This is a genomic window from Neobacillus niacini (assembly GCF_023715415.1).
Classification (GTDB): domain Bacteria; phylum Bacillota; class Bacilli; order Bacillales; family Cytobacillaceae; genus Neobacillus; species Neobacillus niacini_C.
Genome location: NZ_JAMBOB010000002.1, coordinates 102,038 through 119,807, shown reverse-complemented (window position 1 = coordinate 119,807; position 17,770 = coordinate 102,038). Strand labels below are relative to the sequence as shown.

The 17,770-nt window shown below is 38.1% G+C and carries 15 protein-coding genes, 1 pseudogene and 2 riboswitches; of the genes and pseudogenes, 4 read left to right on the top strand and 12 right to left on the bottom strand.

Going from position 1 to position 17,770, the window contains the following annotated elements; all coding sequences use genetic code 11:
* Nucleotides 1-9 precede the first annotated feature (9 nt).
* Nucleotides 10-2,301: a ribonucleoside-diphosphate reductase subunit alpha gene (locus M3189_RS03965; RefSeq protein WP_285889428.1), complete on the bottom strand. Its 2,292-nt coding sequence runs from the start codon at nucleotides 2,299-2,301 to the stop codon at nucleotides 10-12.
* Between the two features lie 154 nt (nucleotides 2,302-2,455).
* A riboswitch (cobalamin riboswitch) is annotated at nucleotides 2,456-2,633 on the bottom strand.
* A gap of 148 nt (nucleotides 2,634-2,781) precedes the next feature.
* Nucleotides 2,782-2,962, top strand: a riboswitch (cobalamin riboswitch).
* Nucleotides 2,963-3,122: 160 nt separating this feature from the next.
* On the opposite strand from M3189_RS03965, the gene metE reads away from it, so the two are divergent.
* Nucleotides 3,123-5,414: a 5-methyltetrahydropteroyltriglutamate--homocysteine S-methyltransferase gene (metE, locus tag M3189_RS03960; protein WP_251632283.1), complete on the top strand. Its 2,292-nt coding sequence runs from the start codon at nucleotides 3,123-3,125 to the stop codon at nucleotides 5,412-5,414.
* A gap of 85 nt (nucleotides 5,415-5,499) precedes the next feature.
* On the opposite strand, the gene glgA is transcribed toward metE, so the two are convergent.
* The 7 genes from glgA to M3189_RS03925 all read right to left on the bottom strand — a co-directional run bounded on the left by glgA (nucleotide 5,500) and on the right by M3189_RS03925 (nucleotide 13,936).
* Complete coding sequence (gene glgA, locus M3189_RS03955) at nucleotides 5,500-6,942, bottom strand: glycogen synthase GlgA (RefSeq protein WP_251632281.1); 1,443 nt, start codon at nucleotides 6,940-6,942, stop codon at nucleotides 5,500-5,502.
* 4 nt (nucleotides 6,943-6,946) lie between these two features.
* Nucleotides 6,947-7,963 (bottom strand): sugar phosphate nucleotidyltransferase, encoded by a 1,017-nt coding sequence (locus M3189_RS03950; protein WP_251632272.1) that lies wholly within the window; start codon nucleotides 7,961-7,963, stop codon nucleotides 6,947-6,949.
* Between the two features lie 30 nt (nucleotides 7,964-7,993).
* The gene (locus tag M3189_RS03945; RefSeq protein WP_251632270.1) at nucleotides 7,994-9,121 is read right to left on the bottom strand and encodes a glucose-1-phosphate adenylyltransferase; all 1,128 of its coding nucleotides are present in this window, start codon (nucleotides 9,119-9,121) and stop codon (nucleotides 7,994-7,996) included.
* Complete coding sequence (gene glgB / locus M3189_RS03940) at nucleotides 9,072-10,946, bottom strand: 1,4-alpha-glucan branching enzyme (RefSeq protein WP_435368060.1); 1,875 nt, start codon at nucleotides 10,944-10,946, stop codon at nucleotides 9,072-9,074. The genes M3189_RS03945 and glgB overlap by 50 nt, the downstream gene beginning before the upstream one ends.
* 198 nt (nucleotides 10,947-11,144) lie before the next feature.
* Nucleotides 11,145-11,411 carry a hypothetical protein gene (locus M3189_RS03935; RefSeq protein ID WP_251632267.1) on the bottom strand — a complete coding sequence of 89 codons (267 nt, stop codon included), beginning with the start codon at nucleotides 11,409-11,411 and terminating at the stop codon, nucleotides 11,145-11,147.
* Nucleotides 11,412-11,680: 269 nt separating this feature from the next.
* Nucleotides 11,681-12,517 carry a KPN_02809 family neutral zinc metallopeptidase gene (ypfJ, locus tag M3189_RS03930; protein ID WP_251632265.1) on the bottom strand — a complete coding sequence of 279 codons (837 nt, stop codon included), beginning with the start codon at nucleotides 12,515-12,517 and terminating at the stop codon, nucleotides 11,681-11,683.
* Nucleotides 12,518-12,976: 459 nt separating this feature from the next.
* On the bottom strand, nucleotides 12,977-13,936 hold the full coding sequence (locus tag M3189_RS03925; RefSeq protein WP_251632262.1) for an aldolase catalytic domain-containing protein: 960 nt from the start codon (nucleotides 13,934-13,936) through the stop codon (nucleotides 12,977-12,979).
* A 424-nt stretch (nucleotides 13,937-14,360) separates the two neighbouring features.
* Between M3189_RS03925 and M3189_RS03920 the strand changes: the two genes are divergently transcribed.
* Genes M3189_RS03920 through M3189_RS03910 form a run of 3 tightly spaced genes read left to right on the top strand, consistent with a single transcriptional unit; the run spans nucleotide 14,361 to nucleotide 15,195 of the window.
* Nucleotides 14,361-14,618: a hypothetical protein gene (locus M3189_RS03920; protein ID WP_251632260.1), complete on the top strand. Its 258-nt coding sequence runs from the start codon at nucleotides 14,361-14,363 to the stop codon at nucleotides 14,616-14,618.
* The gene (locus M3189_RS03915; RefSeq protein ID WP_251632258.1) at nucleotides 14,615-14,953 is read left to right on the top strand and encodes a replicative helicase loader/inhibitor; all 339 of its coding nucleotides are present in this window, start codon (nucleotides 14,615-14,617) and stop codon (nucleotides 14,951-14,953) included. The genes M3189_RS03920 and M3189_RS03915 overlap by 4 nt, the downstream gene beginning before the upstream one ends.
* A complete protein-coding gene (locus tag M3189_RS03910; RefSeq protein ID WP_353057391.1) occupies nucleotides 14,878-15,195 on the top strand; it encodes a DnaB-like helicase C-terminal domain-containing protein in 318 nt (105 codons plus the stop codon). The genes M3189_RS03915 and M3189_RS03910 overlap by 76 nt, the downstream gene beginning before the upstream one ends.
* Nucleotides 15,196-15,221: 26 nt before the next feature.
* Here M3189_RS03910 and M3189_RS03905 read toward each other — a convergent pair whose 3' ends face one another.
* The 4 genes and pseudogenes from M3189_RS03905 to M3189_RS27280 form a co-directional block, all read right to left on the bottom strand.
* The gene (locus M3189_RS03905) at nucleotides 15,222-15,854 is read right to left on the bottom strand and encodes a DNA-3-methyladenine glycosylase (protein ID WP_251632254.1); all 633 of its coding nucleotides are present in this window, start codon (nucleotides 15,852-15,854) and stop codon (nucleotides 15,222-15,224) included.
* 232 nt (nucleotides 15,855-16,086) lie between these two features.
* Complete coding sequence (locus M3189_RS03900) at nucleotides 16,087-16,269, bottom strand: 4-oxalocrotonate tautomerase (protein ID WP_251632252.1); 183 nt, start codon at nucleotides 16,267-16,269, stop codon at nucleotides 16,087-16,089.
* 24 nt (nucleotides 16,270-16,293) lie between these two features.
* Nucleotides 16,294-17,076 carry a 2-keto-4-pentenoate hydratase gene (locus tag M3189_RS03895; RefSeq protein ID WP_251632250.1) on the bottom strand — a complete coding sequence of 261 codons (783 nt, stop codon included), beginning with the start codon at nucleotides 17,074-17,076 and terminating at the stop codon, nucleotides 16,294-16,296.
* Between the two features lie 101 nt (nucleotides 17,077-17,177).
* A pseudogene (locus M3189_RS27280) lies at nucleotides 17,178-17,487 on the bottom strand (2-keto-4-pentenoate hydratase); the annotation flags it as partial.
* Nucleotides 17,488-17,770: the final 283 nt, after the last annotated feature.

The window sequence follows — 17,770 nt, the reverse complement described above, 5'->3', positions numbered from 1 at the left end:
TCATTTGTTCTAACTTTGGCATGCTTCACATTCTTCTATCTCAGTTTGTGAAGTGCTTCTTATGTAATAGGTTGTTTTTAAGCCCTGCTTCCATGCTTGCATAAGAAGATTTAATAACTCTAGTGCTTTAATATCATGACGAACATAGAGATTAAAGCTTATCGATTGGTCAATATGGCGCTGCCTGGCTGCGTTTTGCAAAATACTCCAATTCTGATCCAGAACATGCCTAGTACGCCGATAAAAATTGTAACTGTTATAATCTAAATCAGGTGCGGTGACTTTAAACTTGAAATTTTTCTTCTCCTCTGCATATTCAACTGCATATAAAGGATCGATTCCATCTGTTGAACCACCAATCTTTGCGGTGGATGAGTTTGGGGCGATCGCCATCATCCAGCCATTTCGAACCCCATACGTTGAAATATCCTTCATCAATTGGATCCATCGGTCTGATTCATACCCTTTGCGTTCAAAGTACTTGCCTGATTGCCACTCTGAGCCTTCAAACTTTTGATAGGCACCCTTTTCCTTGGCTAATTCCATAGATGAACGAATCGTAAGATATGCAATTTCTTCATAAAGTTGATTAGCGTATTTAACAGCCCTTTCGGATTCCCAAAAAATCCCCTCTAATGCAAGTAGATGATGCCAGCCAAACGTACCCAATCCCACTGGACGATATTGCTTATTTGTCACCTCAGCTTGTCCGACGGCAATGGTATTGAGATCAATAACATTATCAAGCATTCTCATTTGAATTGGGATTAATCTTCCTAAAACATTTGCTTTTACGGATTTCGGCAGATTAATAGATGATAGATTGCAGACAACAAAGTCACCAGGTTTTCGAACAATGACAATATTTCCTTCTTCATCCTTAAATTCTTTAATAATTGTTGTGGCAGACATATTCTGGGTTATTTCTGTACACAAATTACTGCAAAAAATCGATGCACGTCCGTTGCCTCTTACATGTTTGTTGGGATTTTGGCGATTTACTTCATCTCGATAAAACATATATGGAGTACCTGTTTCTAATTGAGAAATCATAATCCTTGCCATAATATCCATTGCTCGATAGGTTTTTCGAGGAAGTAGTGGATGTTTTGCGGCTTCCTCGTACTTTTCTGTAAAAAACTTTATGTCACACTCATCATAAAAATCTTCCAAGCCCAGGGGATTGCCTTCTTGATCCTTCCACCCCATGATTTGTTTTACTTGATGAGGACAAAAGGTATCCCATTCTCCAATACTTCTACCGTTTTCATCAACCTCTTCTAATTTTTTCATAAACAAGTCTGGAATCGAAACACCTGTAAAAATATCATGAGCCTTTCGCCTTTCATCTCCGTTATTTGTTTTTAGGTCTAAAAAGCCATTCATAATATCTTTATGAAAAACATCTAAATAAACAGCGACAGCCCCTTGCCTTTGTCCCAATTGGTCGACACTCACAGCTGTATCATTAATAAGACGAATCCAAGGTACAACCCCAGATGAATTACCTTTAAATTTCTTAATATCTGAACCTAAGGCACGTACCTTTCCAAGGTACACACCTAGACCACCACCATCTTTACTTAATCTAGCAGTATCCCAATTATTCAAATAAATTCCATCTAAAGAATCTTCTACTGTATCAATAAAACAGGAAGAGAGCTGACCAAAACTTTTCCCAGCATTTGATAGAGTCGGTGTAGCCACTGTCATATATAAGTTGCTTAGTGCCCAGTATGCTTCTTTTACAAAGTTTAACCTGTTCTCTTTTTGTTCTTTTCTCATCAAAGTCATGGCGATAATCATAAAACGTTCTTGAGGCAATTCATATAGATTACCTTCGTAATCTTTTGCCAGGTAACGATCGGCTAGTAAAAATAACCCTATATAATTAAACAAAAAATCCCGTTCTGGATTTATTTCTCCAGCTAATATTTCAATCTCTTCTTTTGTGTAATCTTGTAATAAATCCTTAGAGTAGATTCCTATTCTAGTTAATTCAGCGATTAGTATGTAAAAATCTCCGTATTTACAATCAGGCTTATACCCCCTGCTGTTTGAAGCATTCCGATAAAGTTCATGTAAATACAGATTTGCTGCTAGAAATGTCCAATTTGGGTCGGTCATTGAGATTTGATTTAATGCATAAAAAAGGGATTGTTCATAGATTGTTGAGTCTTCTAGATTACCAATTTTTTTAAATAATTCAGTTGTATCCAGATTATATTTTTCAGAAACTCTTTTCACTGCTGCAAGAACTGTTTCTTTTTCTGAATAAACACTATTTTCCACCATAGCCATTCCTCTTTTCTTATCGAATTGACTTCGCGAGTGAAACAACAAAAAACCCATCAATGAAGATGGGTTTATAACGTGGAATAATCTATTCATACAGTACTTGGTCACTGTAATAGTAGGCATACCCTCGTTATATCCTCCCAACTCCCGAAGAAGATAATACGTAATACAAATGGCAGGTCTCCTGACTGGTGCTTCTACCTACTCTAATCCCTTCCCGTCCAAAGACAGTGGATATGATTATTTCGTCAGCACTTACAGTTGCGGGTACAGCTCTGGATTTTCACCAGATTCCCTATTAAGTCTATACAGACACCATTATACTTGGTCATTATCTATATTTAGTGTTACATCCTAATAATAAACACTAAATATTGTATATCCACAAATATAATATACATTGTCTACTTTGACAATAACATAAATAAATTCACAGAAAATTGTGTACACCAGATTATGAGTATGTTATATTAATTGGCAATTACATATCGTGTAAGAATTGGTGCCAAGCTGAGGCTTGGCTTAAAAGGGAAGAACGGTGAAATTCCGTCGCTGTCCCGCAACTGTAAGTCTGAGTGAATCACAAATACCACTGTCTTTTGATGGGAAGGTGTGATGAACATTGATGATGAGCCAGGAGACCTGCCATTTCTAGTACACACCAAATACCTACGTGGAATAGGTGGTGACATTCGTACGACAAACGAGTTATGAGTTGTTTCATTTCTTGGACATACCTTTAACTTGAATGTAGAGCCATTTCCTTTTCGTGGAGATGGCTTTTTTGTATTTGGAATATGTAAATGTAAAGGAGGAAGCGTAAAATGAATTTAGTCAGTACTGCCATAGGTTACCCATACATAGGTGGTAATCGGGAGTGGAAACGTTGTGTTGAATCTTTTTGGAAGGGTAAGAAATCAGAGGAAGAATTTATCTTTGAGATGAAGACCATACGCTTGAATCATTTGAAACACCAGCAAACCTTAGGCTTAGACATTCTTACGGTCGGAGATTTTACCTTTTATGACCGTATGCTGGACATTGCGACTATGTTCGGTTTAATCCCAGCCCGTTATAACTGGACAGGTGCAAAGGTAGATTTTACCACTTATTACGCAATGGCACGCGGGGCTAACAATGTTGTGGCTTCTGAGATGACCAAATGGTTTAATACAAACTACCACTACATTGTACCTGAGTATGAAGACCAGTCACTAGAATTAACTCAAAACTATATTTTAGATTATTTTTTAGAAGCGAAGTTTGAACTAGGTCTAATTACAACGCCGACCATTATAGGTCCCTATTCTTTTGTTCACCTATCGAAGGGCTACAATTCGATATCCAAAGCATCCTTTATTTTAAGACTCTTACCTCTTTATGCTCAAGTACTCCAACAACTTGTAGATGCAGGGGCAGAGTGGATTCAAGTGGAAGAACCAGCTTTAGTCCTTTCACTAGCACCTGAAGATATTAAACTAGTTCAACAAATTTATAAACAATTAGCAGAAGAAGTACCAGCAGCGAAACTGATGTTACAAACCTATTTTGAAGGACTGTCATCGTATGAAGAGCTCATTAACCTACCTGTTGCAGGAGTTGGTCTAGATTTTATTCATGGTGCTGATGAGAATATGGCTTCACTCCGTAAATATGGTTTCCCACAAGATAAAGTATTAGGGATTGGAATCATAAACGGGCGTGATATTTGGAGGGCAAATTTAGCTGAAAAAGCAATGATAACAAGAGCAATTTTATCCTTAAGCGGTGTAAATGAAGCCTGGGTTCAATCTACTTGCAGTTTACAGCATGTACCTGTCACAACTAAAACAGAAAAGACTCTTGATGCGACATTACTAAATGCATTGTCCTTTGCCGATGAGAAAATCGTCGAGTTAACAAATATTACATCCTTCGTATTAGACGAGAATTGGTCAGGAAGTAAAAGTGTGTCGCAAAGTATGGCGGCAATTCAAGCCTTAGAGCAGCATAAGGCGAGGCAAAACCCATATGTAAAGGAGCTTTTATTACAAGTCAAACCAGAACATTTTACACGTCCAATGCCCTTTAAGGTACGTCAACCATTACAGCAAGAGGCGTTACAATTACCGGATTTTCCAACAACAACCATTGGAAGCTTCCCTCAATCAGATCTAGTAAAACGAACACGGACGGCATGGCGCAAAAAAGAAATAACCGACTCTGATTACGCTGAGTTTGTGAAAAGTGAAACCGCCCGATGGATTCGAATTCAGGAAGAAATTGGCCTGGATGTCTTAGTGCATGGGGAATTTGAGCGAACCGATATGGTAGAGTACTTTGCTGAAAAGCTGAAAGGGTTTGCTTTTACAGATAAAGCCTGGGTGGTATCTTATGGGTCACGTTGTGTAAAACCGCCGATTATTTATGGTGACGTTGAGTGGACATCCCCAATGACAGTGAAGGAAGTAGTAGAGGCACAGCGATTAACGACAAAGTATGTTAAAGGGATGTTAACTGGACCTGTCACGATCTTAAATTGGTCTTTTGTCCGTGATGATATCTCCCGTGATCTTGTAGCCTACCAAATTGCCTTAGCCCTAAAAGAAGAGGTTCAAGCATTAGAAAATGCAGGCATTGTCATTATTCAGGTGGATGAGCCTGCATTACGTGAAGGCTTGCCATTAAGGAAAGAAGACTGGAATCAATATTTATCATGGACAATTAATGCGTTCAAGCTCGCGACTTCTAGTGTAAGAAATGAAACACAAATTCATACTCATATGTGTTATTGCGAGTTTAATAGCTTTATAGAGCCGATTCGTGCCCTTGATGCAGATGTCATTTCAATAGAAACATCCAGAAGCCATGGAGAATTAATTCAATCACTAAAACAAAAGCCATATGAACTTGGTATCGGTTTAGGTGTGTATGATATACACAGTCCCCGTGTTCCAAGTGTAGAAGAAATCGACACCATCTTAAAAGACAGCTTAGAGATTATTTCAAAACAACAGTTTTGGGTGAATCCAGATTGTGGATTAAAAACACGACATGAAGATGAAACCATTCTATCATTAAAAAATATGGTGACAGCTGCACGAAAACTACGCCAACAGCAACAACAAACTGTTTAAATCTAAAATGAACTACCTTTAAAAGGAAGAAGATGTAAGCTGCAAATTAACTTACATCTTCCCTTTGAATGATAACAATTCTCCATTACTCCACTGAGGCTTCAAGCAGCTTCTCATATATTTCATTATATTTCTTAGCGGACTGCAGCCAACTATAATCCTGAGCCATCGCATTCTCTATTAAGCGACTCCAATTTTCATTTTGATGATAAAAATTTAAGGCTCTTCTAACGGTATACAGCAAATCATGGGCGTTCAAATTCTTAAATGAAAAGCCATTACCAATATGAGTTGATTCATCATAAGATTGAACGGTATCATTTAATCCGCCTGTTTCTCTAACGATAGGTATTGTTCCATACTGCAAGGCAATTAGCTGTCCTAATCCACATGGTTCAAACTGCGAAGGCATTAAAAACAAATCGGCCCCTGCATAAATTTGATGGGCTAACGCCTCATTGAAACCAATGTATACCTTCACTTTATCCGGGTATTCTTGGGTCATTTGATTAAAGAAATTTTCAAAATAATAGTCACCAGAACCAAGCAAGATGAATTGTACATCATCTTGAATTATTTCGTGAAATACATGCATGACTAAGTCTAAACCTTTTTGTGAGGTTAAGCGTGTTACCATTGCAATAATAGGTGTGTTTTCTTTTTCGGGTAACCCGAAATGTTGTTGTAATGCTCTCTTATTTTCTAGTTTTCCTTCTATGGTATCAAGGTCATAAGGAACAGCGATATCACGGTCTACTTTTGGATTGTAAACTGAATCGTCAATACCATTTACAATTCCTATTAGTTTATCGCTGTGCTTTCGTAATAGTCCATCCAGCCTTTCACCAAAATAAGGAAATTGTATTTCCTCTTTATAGGTTGGGCTTACGGTTGTGACACTATCAGATGAAACGATACCACCCTTCATAAAGTTAACATTTCCATAAAATTCGAGCAGTTCCATGTTAAAATATTGAGGATCTAATCGTAACAGTTCACTAATTTTCTCAAATGGGAAGATACCTTGAAATTGCAAATTATGAATCGTGAATACGGTTTTTATATTTGCATACATCGGTTGATGACGATACTGGAACTTTAATAAAAAATTCACCATGGCTGTATGCCAGTCATGAGAATGAATCACATCTGGAATAAAATCCAGATGTGGGATACACTCGAGTACTGCCTTTGAGAAAAACGAAAATCGTTCTCCATCATCATCTTGTCCGTACAATGAACTCCGATGAAAGTAATATTCGTTATCAATAAAATGGTAGGTAATTCCCTCAAGTTCCGTAGTAAAGATGCCACAATATTGATTCGTCGATCCTACCTGCACTTCAATAGATGTTTTAAATTGAAAGGTTTGTTTAAACTCATCAGAAATTAAACTGTAATTTGGTAACATAACATGAACTTCTGTACCTAATTTTTTCAACTCTTTAGGAAGTGCGCCTGCTACGTCCGCAAGGCCACCGGTTTTCACAAACGGAACACACTCAGATACGGCAAATAAAACTTTCACTTTTTTAGCTCCCCTTTTGTACTGTCCCTTTTTCTACCACATAAGGGTTTTCTCTTGTACCTGTTAATTTGACACCACTTTCAATTTTAACATCCTTATCAATAATGACTCCATCGATAACACAATTATCTTCAATTTGCGTTTTTTGCATAATAATGGAATTACGAATAACAGCGCCTTTCCCGATTTTAACCGCACGGGAAATAATGCAATTTTCCACTTCTCCTTGGATCATGCAGCCATTTGCAATCAAGGAATTAGAAACTTTGGCACCGGTCTTATATCGGGTTGGAGGTTCATCCTTTACCTTTGTAAAGATGGGCTCGTTTTTCGTAAATACCTGATGATATGCTGTTGACTGAAGCATATCCATGCTATGTTTATAGTAATGATTGAGAGAGTCTATAATTGCAATATATTCCTTACAGTCATACTTTTCAACTTTAAAATGATCAAGTCGCTCATTTATGACATCTATAATACTGTAATAGCCCTGATCTTTGTATTGCTCAAATAAAGAGAGCAATAGTTCTTTTTCTAAAATATACGTCTGCAACGATTCTCCATTATGAACGACCTCTGTAATATTCGCATCGGTTTCAATATGATAATCCAAAACAGAACTAAAATTTATAGTTCCAATAATATTGGAATTTGTAATCACAACGTATTTTTGCCTGCTGCGTAAGAAAAAGGTAATATTCTTTGCTAAATGTGCGAAGGATCCAAATTCCTCGTTTTTAGATTTGCCATCAGGTGTGAACACGAATAGTCCATCTCGTTTTCTATCCAAGTCCCATTGCTTTCCACATCCTAAATGGTCCATAAGGGACCTTACCCCATGACCGGTGAAAATAGCCACACTCGTAATCCCTGAATTCACCATATTCGATAACATAAAATCGATTAAACGATATCGTCCTGCAAAAGGAAGTGCTGCTATGGAACGATGTGCTGTTAAATTTTGAAACGTATCCAACTCATGGGTTGCATTAATAATTCCAAGCATAGATTGCGGCATAGTATCTAATTCCTTTCCTATGAGTTTTTACTAAACATCCTTAGCAACCAGTATGACTTCATCCTTGTTCTTTTCAGGACGAATGATGGTATTATCCTCTACAACCATTTCTTCAGCGATGATGGCTTTCTCGATGATTACATTTTTTCCAATCACAGCATTGGGCATGATAACGGAGTCCTGAATGACACTACCTTCTTCGACCGTTACGCCCTGGAATAAAACAGAATGCTTTATGTTTCCTTTTACTATACAGCCTTCATTAATGAGAGACTCCTCTATTTGAGCTGTGGGAGAGATATATTGTGGGGGCTGGTTCGGATTTACAGAGTAAATTCTCCAATTTCGGTCATAAAGTTCTAGCTCAGTTTCTTCATTTAATAAGTCCATATTAGCTTCCCATAAACTTTTTACAGTACCTACGTCCTTCCAGTATCCCTTGAATGGATATGCGACCACCTTTTTATTTTCTTCCAGTAATAATGGAATAATATCCTTCCCAAAATCATTGGAGGATTCTGGATTATTATCGTCTATCTCTAAAAACGTTCTTAAAACGGACCAATTAAAGATGTAAATCCCCATAGAAGCCAAATTACTTTTTGGAGACTTTGGTTTTTCCTCAAATTCGATAATATCTAAGTTCATGTTCGTATTCATAATTCCAAAACGGCTTGCTTCATCCCAAGGAACTTCTATTACAGAGATACTAACATCTGCATCCTTTTCAATATGATAATCAAGCATTTTAGAATAATCCATCTTGTAAATATGGTCACCTGAAAGAATAAGTACATATTCCGGATTGTATTGCTTTATATAATTAATATTTTCGTAAATCGCGCTGGCAGTGCCTTTATACCATTTCACGCCAGAAGTTTCCGCATACGGAGGCAATACTGTGACTCCGCCATTACTTCTATCTAAATCCCAAGCTGCACCGATTCCGATATAAGAGTGTAAAACCAGTGGTTGATATTGTGTTAACACACCTACAGTTTCAATTCCAGAGTTTGTACAATTACTTAATGGAAAATCTATTATTCGATATTTGCCACCGAATGAAACAGCCGGCTTGGCAATATATCTAGTAAGAGCACCGAGACGGCTACCTTGTCCTCCTGCTAGCAACATTGCTACGCACTTTTTTTGTACCATTGCTATTCGTCCCCTTTCTGGTTTTAACTGGTCGTAAGATGGAGATCCCAAACGGCGGGATTGTCATTTCGAGGTGACATGGCTGGTTGTGAAACGGCTCTTTGATTACTTGGATTTTCTTTTTATTCACCTGACCAGAACCGCCATATTGAATTAGATCACTATTAAAAATTTCATTGTAAAATGCGTGAGAAGGTACACCAACCTTATAGTTCTCATAAACAACCTCTGTAAAATTACATACGATAATAAGAGTGTCATCTTTTTTGTCTTTTCTGATAAACGAGAATATACTTTGATCTTTGTTATCTGCATCTATCCATTCAAAGCCTTCGTACGTATGATCCAGCTCCCACAACGCTTTCGACCGTTTATATAGCTGCATCAATTCTTTAAAGTAATCTTGCAACATGCGATGCATGTCAAAATCGAGTAACTCCCAATCTAAATCCTCTAAATCCTTCCATTCATCATACTGACCAAACTCTCCACCCATAAACAGCAGCTTTTTACCAGGGTGTGTCAGTAAATACCCGAATAAAAGACGCAGCTGTGCAAATTTCCGCCAGTAATCTCCTGGCATTTTATTTAGCAGTGATTTTTTTCCATGAACTACCTCATCATGCGATAAAGGTAAGACGAAGTTTTCTGTAAAAGTATATAGGATGGAGAAGGTTACTTTATCATGCAAATACTTTCTGTTCTGCGGTTCTGCTTCCATATATTTTAAAATATCGTTCATCCAACCCATGTTCCACTTATAATTAAAGCCTAAACCGCCTTCAGAGGTGGGTCTTGTCACAAGTGGCCAATCTGTCGAATCCTCAGCTATCATAAGCAGATTAGGTTCGGCTTCAAACACAACCTCATTCAGCTTTCTTAAGAAGCTAACCGCATAATCATTTTTTTGAGATTCCCCCCCGGCTTGCCAGAAAAGCATATTGGCAACAGCATCAACCCGGAATCCATCAATATGATAGTATTTGATCCAAAATAAAGCGTTAGAAATTAAAAAGCTTTGCACTTCACCTTTTCCCAAATCAAAATTCGCTGTTCCCCAAATCAGATTTTCTTTTACGTAAACATCTTCATATTCATACGTAGTCTGTCCATCAAACATATACAAACCATGGGCATCCTTACAAAAATGCCCCGGAACCCAATCAAGAATGACACCTATTCCACTTTGATGACATTGGTCAATAAAATACATTAAATCGTGCGGCGACCCATATCGACTTGTTGCAGAATAGTATCCTGTTCCTTGGTATCCCCAAGAACGGTCATAAGGATGTTCAACGAGTGGCAAAAGTTCAATATGTGTAAAGTGATGTTCAAGTACGTATGGAATCAACTCATCCGCTAGCTCTTTATATGTATAAAACTCTTCTTCAGCCTTTTTCTTCCAAGAACCTAAATGCACCTCATAAATGGCAAGCGGTTGTTCATACACAGTTTTCTTTTTCTTATTTTGAAACCACTTCTGATCCTGCCAATTATATCCTTCCAAGTCATAGATAATAGATGCTGTATTCGGCCTGACTTCTGAATAAAATGCATATGGATCTGATTTAAGGATGGTGTCTCCGGCAGCCGTTTTTATTTGATACTTGTATAGGGCATTTTCAAGCAGACCAGGAATAAACAGTGACCAAATTCCTTGTTTATTAAGTCGAGTCATTTCATGATTACTACCATTCCAATTATTGAAATCCCCGACAACATGGACTTGGTTAGCTCTAGGAGCCCAAACTGTAAAGCGAGTGCCCTTTTCTCTTCCTTGTGTTTCAGAATGTGCACCAAAAACTTTATAACTCTCAAACAAATTTCCTTCGTGAAAAAGATATGTCTCAAACTCAGTTGGATGTGTGACATCCACTTGTCTCACCTCTTTAAATTGCTTTCCATTATATCTAGACTATCCGTTAGTTTTTCTAAAAAATATGATTTAATGCATACTATTTAATTCTATGAAAATATCACTAAAATAAAGAAAGCGACCCCGAAAAAAGAGTCGCCTTCGTTAATTATTGATAGTTTTCAAGTAGCTATTTAAAAATTTTCTATACTTCCATATATCTTTACTGTCAACAGGAAGCTCATTGATGTCCCAATACGTTTTATATTTCCTATGTGCAGTCAGTGTGCCATCTGGATATTGCATAAATGTTAGGGTGCCGCTGTTTTCTTCATCTTGTACGGCAATATAGTGCTTCGAACCATCCCAACTTGCCACATCACCAAACCTCTCGCAAAACTGCTCAACATCCGCTTTACTTCGTATTATCATTGGATTCACTCCTTGCTATAATAGTCTAGTGCTTATCATTAATTTGATAGAATTATAACATATATTTCCTTGGAATTTAGTATAAGTAGGATATTAGTTATTAGAAATTTCTAATTTTCCTACAAAAAAGAGAGAAACTTCTTTTGAAACTATAAATAGATACGTACTAAATGACTACATACATAAACGTTTACGTAATATAAAAGGCTTCTTTACGCTTAATGCGTAGAGGAGCCTTTAGATGTTCAATCGTTAATTTATCATTATTTTTAAAGATTTGCGGCGTTAAAGGTGTCTCCACCCTCTAATGTACCGTTTTTAAAACCTTTATTAAACCATCTTTCCCTCTGCTCGGAGGTTCCATGTGTAAAGCTTTCAGGAACAACATACCCTTGTGCTTTTTTCTGGATATTATCATCTCCTACCGCATTTGCCGCATTAAGCGCCTCTTCAAGGTCACCTTTTTCAAGATAGCCCTTCCCTTCGGCATAGTGGGCCCAAACTCCAGCCAAGTAGTCTGCCTGCAATTCAAATCGGACTGAATACTCATTGGTCCGCTTCTCGGCTTGTGAAGCTTCGTCCCCGCTATGTAAAAGGGTTTGGACATGGTGGCCTACCTCATGGGCAATGACGTACGCCATCGCAAAATCACCAGGTGCCTGGAATCTTTGTTTTAGTTCCTGATAAAAACTCAAATCAATATAAAGCTTGTGGTCACCCGGACAATAAAAAGGTCCTACAGCTGAACTCGCTAATCCGCACGCAGATTGAACGCTGTCCCTAAACAAAACGAGCTTAGGATTTTCGTATACCATTCCTCGTTTCTCGAATTGATTGGACCACACATCTTCTGTATCAGCAAGAACTACAGAAACAAAATCCGCCAATTCCTCCTCTTGGGTGGATACATTCATAGGGGCGTTGGTGTTCGAACCATTCGTTGGCGGATTATTGTTCATTAAATCTCCAGGGTTTCCACCAAGCAAAGTAAAGAGGAGAATTACGACAATACTTCCTATTCCGCCTCCAATCATTGTCTTTCCACCCATGCCCATTCCCCTGCGGACTTCAACGTTAGTACTTTGCCGTCTACCTTTCCATTTCATTTGTCTACCTCCCTAAAATTATGCCAGATGACATAGTTTTTACTTCTTATCTGGGATTTATCAATCATTTATGAGCATAGGAGACTTGTGGATAGCGGATTTTCTTGCGGATAACCGCATTTACTTGCGGAAGGCAGATTTTACTTGCGGATAACCGCATTTACTTGCGGAAGGCAGATTTTACTTGCGGATAACCGATTTTACTTGCGGATAGCCAATTTTACTTGCGCATAACCGATTTTACTTGCGCATAACCGAATTTACTTGCGCATAACCGATTTTACTTGCGCATAACCGAATTTACTTGCGCATAACCGATTTTACTTGCGCATAACCGATTTTACTTGCGCATAACCGATTTTACTTGCGCATAACCGATTTTACTTGCGCATAGCTAAATTTGACAGATACCCAAACAAAAAACACCTCAAACAAGTGAGGTGCTTTTTGCTGTATTTTCTATTTCACTGCTGGTGCAATTGAGGACTCAGGTGAAGTTACCTTGTCATAAAAATCTACAAATTTATCACGATTATCGGTATCACGGTAAGCCATGGCAACACGTGGATGTTCATTCAGTACACCAGAAATCATATACGGAATGATATAACCCCACTCCCACCTTTGGCGCATTTCGAGCATATGCTTTTCAATCATACCAAGCACTGGCTTCAGTTCATAGCTTGGCTTTTGTATGTAGCTAACAAGAAGTTCTGTATTACAGTTACCTGCAGCACGACCCATTCCATAAACAGATGAATCTAGGTATGTAACCCCGTTTTGCAATGCCGCTAATGTATTAGCAAATGCTAACTGCATGTTGTTATGTGTATGGATTCCTAGCTGTTTGTTAGGGATTAGCTCTTGGAACCTTTTTACTTGGTGTTCGATATCTGTAGGATCTAAGCTTCCGAAGGAATCGACGATATATACAACATCTACAGGACTTTCCCTCACCATATCAAATGCCTTCGTAAGCTGCTTCTCAGGTACACTCGATAAAGCCATAATATTAAGTGAAGTCTCATAACCCAAATCATGGAACATTTGTACAAGCTCTAATCCTTTATCTACTTCACGGATATAGCATGCCACTCGAATCATATCTAGGACACTTTGCTCTCGTGGTAAAATATCATTTGGATCTACACGGCCAATATCTACTAGTGCAGAAAACTTCGTGAAGCCTTTCTCAGGAAAGATTTCTTTTAAAAAGTTATCATCTAGAAATCTCCATGGATTTGGTTCAGTCGCATTGAGTAGTTTTGGAGAATTTTTGTAACCAATCTCCATGTATTCGACACCCGCAGCACTTAAACTATTATACAAGTCTTGAACAAATTCGACACTGAAATCCCAATTATTAACTAAACCTCCATCACGAATGGTACAGTCTATTATTTTGCTATGTTTACCCATGAAAGTGATTCCTCCCGTATATCCTTTTTTGTCATTATTTGTAAGCTATATGCTTTAAAGTACTAAAATTCTTACTGTGTTTATATCATGTTTCATTCGAACGAGTCAATGCTATTTTCCAAAAATTCATTTATTTTACAATAAAAAGCCCTCCCCTCCTACAAATAACTCCAGCTAGCATTCATAATAAACTTTCCTAAAAGGAAATGCTGATTAAAAAATATTTTTTTCGACCCTGTCCTTTTTAGAAAACAAGAAAGTAAAATAGTAAAAATAATCATCCTCCTCATGAAAACTTGAACTTCCCTTCACTAGAAATTCGAATGATGATTTCGCAAAGAAAAAGCGGGTTGAGAAACTTTCCAACACCTTTATCGCCTTACGAAATCAAGGAGTACTTTTAAGCCCAAAAGATTAAATTGCAATGGATAGAATCTGTAATCTAACTGTGACAACGGAGCAGCTAGAACCATTGTTAGTTGAAATTTTGGATGAGTATCAGTCGAAGAATCCAAACGGGAAAATTAGCAGCGTATGGTATTGCGAAAAGGTGATAGGGACAAAACTAGAAGCAGAGAAGAACACCAAACAGAAGAGAAAATCAAAGAAAGAATCCATGTCTAATCGTATCGAACGGTTAATTGAGGAAGGGAAAATCTTGTTAGAGGAGGAAAATCAATGACCAAGAAGGAAGTAGTCAAACTTTTAGCACTGATTGAATCAGTATACTCCAACTTCATAATTAAGGATGATACGCTACTGCAATGGTTTGAATTATGTTCTGAAATGGATTTTGAGAAAGTATTGGCGAAGGTGAAAAACCATATTAGAAAAAGTCCTTTTCCACCTGCGATTAGTGATATTGCTGTATTTCCCTTTGAAGATAATGATTTTCCAGAAACATTGCAAGAATGGATGAAGAAAGGACGTGAGCGAATTGAATGCGACACTCTATCAAACAAACGAAGATCAATACCAGCCTGGCTTGCCGAATATTCACCAAGAAAATCTGTTTGAAGCAACGGGCAGACAAACGTCCGGTGATGTCTGATTTAAGGGATTCGGGAAGAATTGAGCAGGATGCAGATGTGATAATGCTTTTAAGTCGGGATGATTATGAACCAGTGAGTCCAAATGAGTGTGAACTAATTAACGTCAATATTGCCAAGGATCGAAACGGACCGGTGAGCGTTATTAAGCTCGCATTTGAGAAGAACTATAGCCGGTATCGGGATTATCCAAACTCCTCAAATAAATAAGAAAGGCAGCTGCCTTCCCTACTCTATTATTCGTTTTTAACAACATATTCAGCTTTTTGATGTCTTGAAACAAATTTATTATTGGTAATCCAATAACGCCATGGATAATCCTTGGCTTCGCCAGAGTTGTCAATTCCAATCCTTTTCCCGACTGATATACTCTCTGGACTAAAACCTTTAGCTATAAATAAAGGGGGGAGTGTCAGTGAATTGCCATAGTCCTCCATTGTAATCCCTAATGATTTCGTTAGTTTTCCAGGACCGTCTGTCAGTTTTGTCAGCTCTTTGATTTCTCTCCTGCTTTTCATCAGTTCAATCCCAAAACGTGGTTCTAAGGCACGGACCAATACAGCTTCAGGATTTCCTTCACCTCCGCTGACCACATTGAAGAGACAGTGAGTATGCATGAGGTAGGTATAGACAAGGCCAGAACGATGGAACATGATCTCTGTTCTCCCCGTCCGCTTGTTATTGTAACTATGAGCAGCCCTATCAGTTGGACCAATATAGGCCTCTGTTTCTACAATATATCCTGCAGCCATACCAAAATCAGTTTCTTTTACCAAGAGGCATCCGAGCAATGCCTTTGCCAGTTCCAGAGTTGGTTGTTCAAAAAATTTCTGGGATTGCGGAACGATTTCTTTCGGAAATTCTCCCATGACAGTGTCTCCCTTAAAGATAATGTTGTTATTGGTTTACCCAAATTTTTCTAAAAAAAAAATATATATAATAGAAGATTTATTTTAAGTAAAATGTTGAAAGGCACCCTCCTGTCCCGGAAAGTGCCTTTTTGTTGTATTTGTATTCGTTTTCACATCAGAACCTATTAAACTTAAATCTTTAGCCGCAACTTAGCATGGAGGTATTTACCACCATGCTAGAGTCACTTTTTTATTTTTCAATTGGCTCCCCAGCTTTTCCCCAATGAGTTTTCGGAATTTCTGTTACGATGACTCGAATATTCTCTTTTGGTGCGTCTAACGTTTCCGAAACAGTATTCGTTACATTCCGAATTAACTCAGCTACTTTTTCTTTTGGTCTTCCTTCCAACATTTGCACTTGAATAATAGGCATAAAAGTCACCTCTATTTACAATTTTTAATCCGTAACGGTAAAAGACACTTCGCCAAAACCATCAAATCTTCCCGTTACGATATCACCATAGTTCAATTTAACGGCAGCCGTAATTCCGCCCGTTAAAATCACGTCACCTTTGCGAACCTTTTCACCCTTTCTTGCCAGCATATTGGCAAGCATCGCTATAGAGTGTGCAGGGTGACCGAGGACAGCTGCCCCTGCACCCAATTCCTTGATTTCACCATTAATCGAAAGCGTTGCGCCGACAAGGTCCAGCTCAAATTGTTCCGGTTTTTTCAAGGTTGTTCCAAACACAACCCGTGATGTTGAAGCATTATCAGCAATAACGTCAGGTAACGTAAACTGGAAGTTTTCATAACGGCTATCGATAATTTCCAATGCAGGAAGAACGTATTCCGTTTTCGCAAGAACCTGAGCCCCAGTTATCCCTGGACCTTCAATGTCTTCTCCAATCACAAATGCAATCTCTGCTTCCACTTTTGGATGTATCAAATCACTTAAACGGACTTTACCGCCATTTTCAATCAACATATAATCGAACACATATCCATAAATAGGCTCTTCAATGCCCATTTGCTTCATCTTGGCAAAGCTCGTTAAGCCCATCTTAGGTCCAACGATTCTTCTTCCTTCGCTTACTTTGCGATTTACGATTTCTTGTTGAACTAGATACGCTTCCTCCACCGATAAATCACTCTTCAAGTTTTCACTTACCTTGGGAACTACACGTTTTTCTTCCTCAGCAGAAACGAGGTAATTGGCAATTTCCTTGTATTGACTCATTAAAATTTCTCCTCCGTTCTAAAAATGGACGCCTACCTGCCCAATGTGTGCAAATCTTGCCTTAAATGTATCCCCTGCCCGGGCTTCAATCGCCGCCGATAAAGCAAATCTAGAGCAGTAAGATTCGGACCACGTAATTCCTTTTTTAAAATAAAGGCAATCTTCGCCTCCACTTTTGGATGTAGAACTTGTTCAATCGAAATAGTGCCTCCGTTTTCAACCACCCATACTGTCTAATAGATGTCCATAATCCGGCTCATCCATACCAAATAGATTTTACATGGACAGGGAAGTTAAACCAATCTTTTTTTCAACGATTTTCTTTCCCTGTTCTACCTTTTTCCTTATATTTTCTAGCTGGATGTAATAGGCTTCTTTTACTGTCAACTCTGAATCGGAGGAAGTAGGCGGTAAAATTCCAACTCAGTGGACTCTGCCTCTGCTAAATTTCTTGCAAACTAACTTTCGTTTCTTAGCTGGCTTAGGTTTGGGAGGAATCAGGCCAGTTGGTTTTTATCAGGGTTAGAAGAGACTTTACTATTTTCTGTCTCCAACAATCGTTTTGGCAGCATTCAATAGTCACCGCCTCTTAGAGAATCATTTGTTAGTATGGTACAAAAAAGAAAAGCCGCATTCACTTTAATTAAAGATTAATAGGAATTGAATGGATTATATTATATATTCAGACTATTTC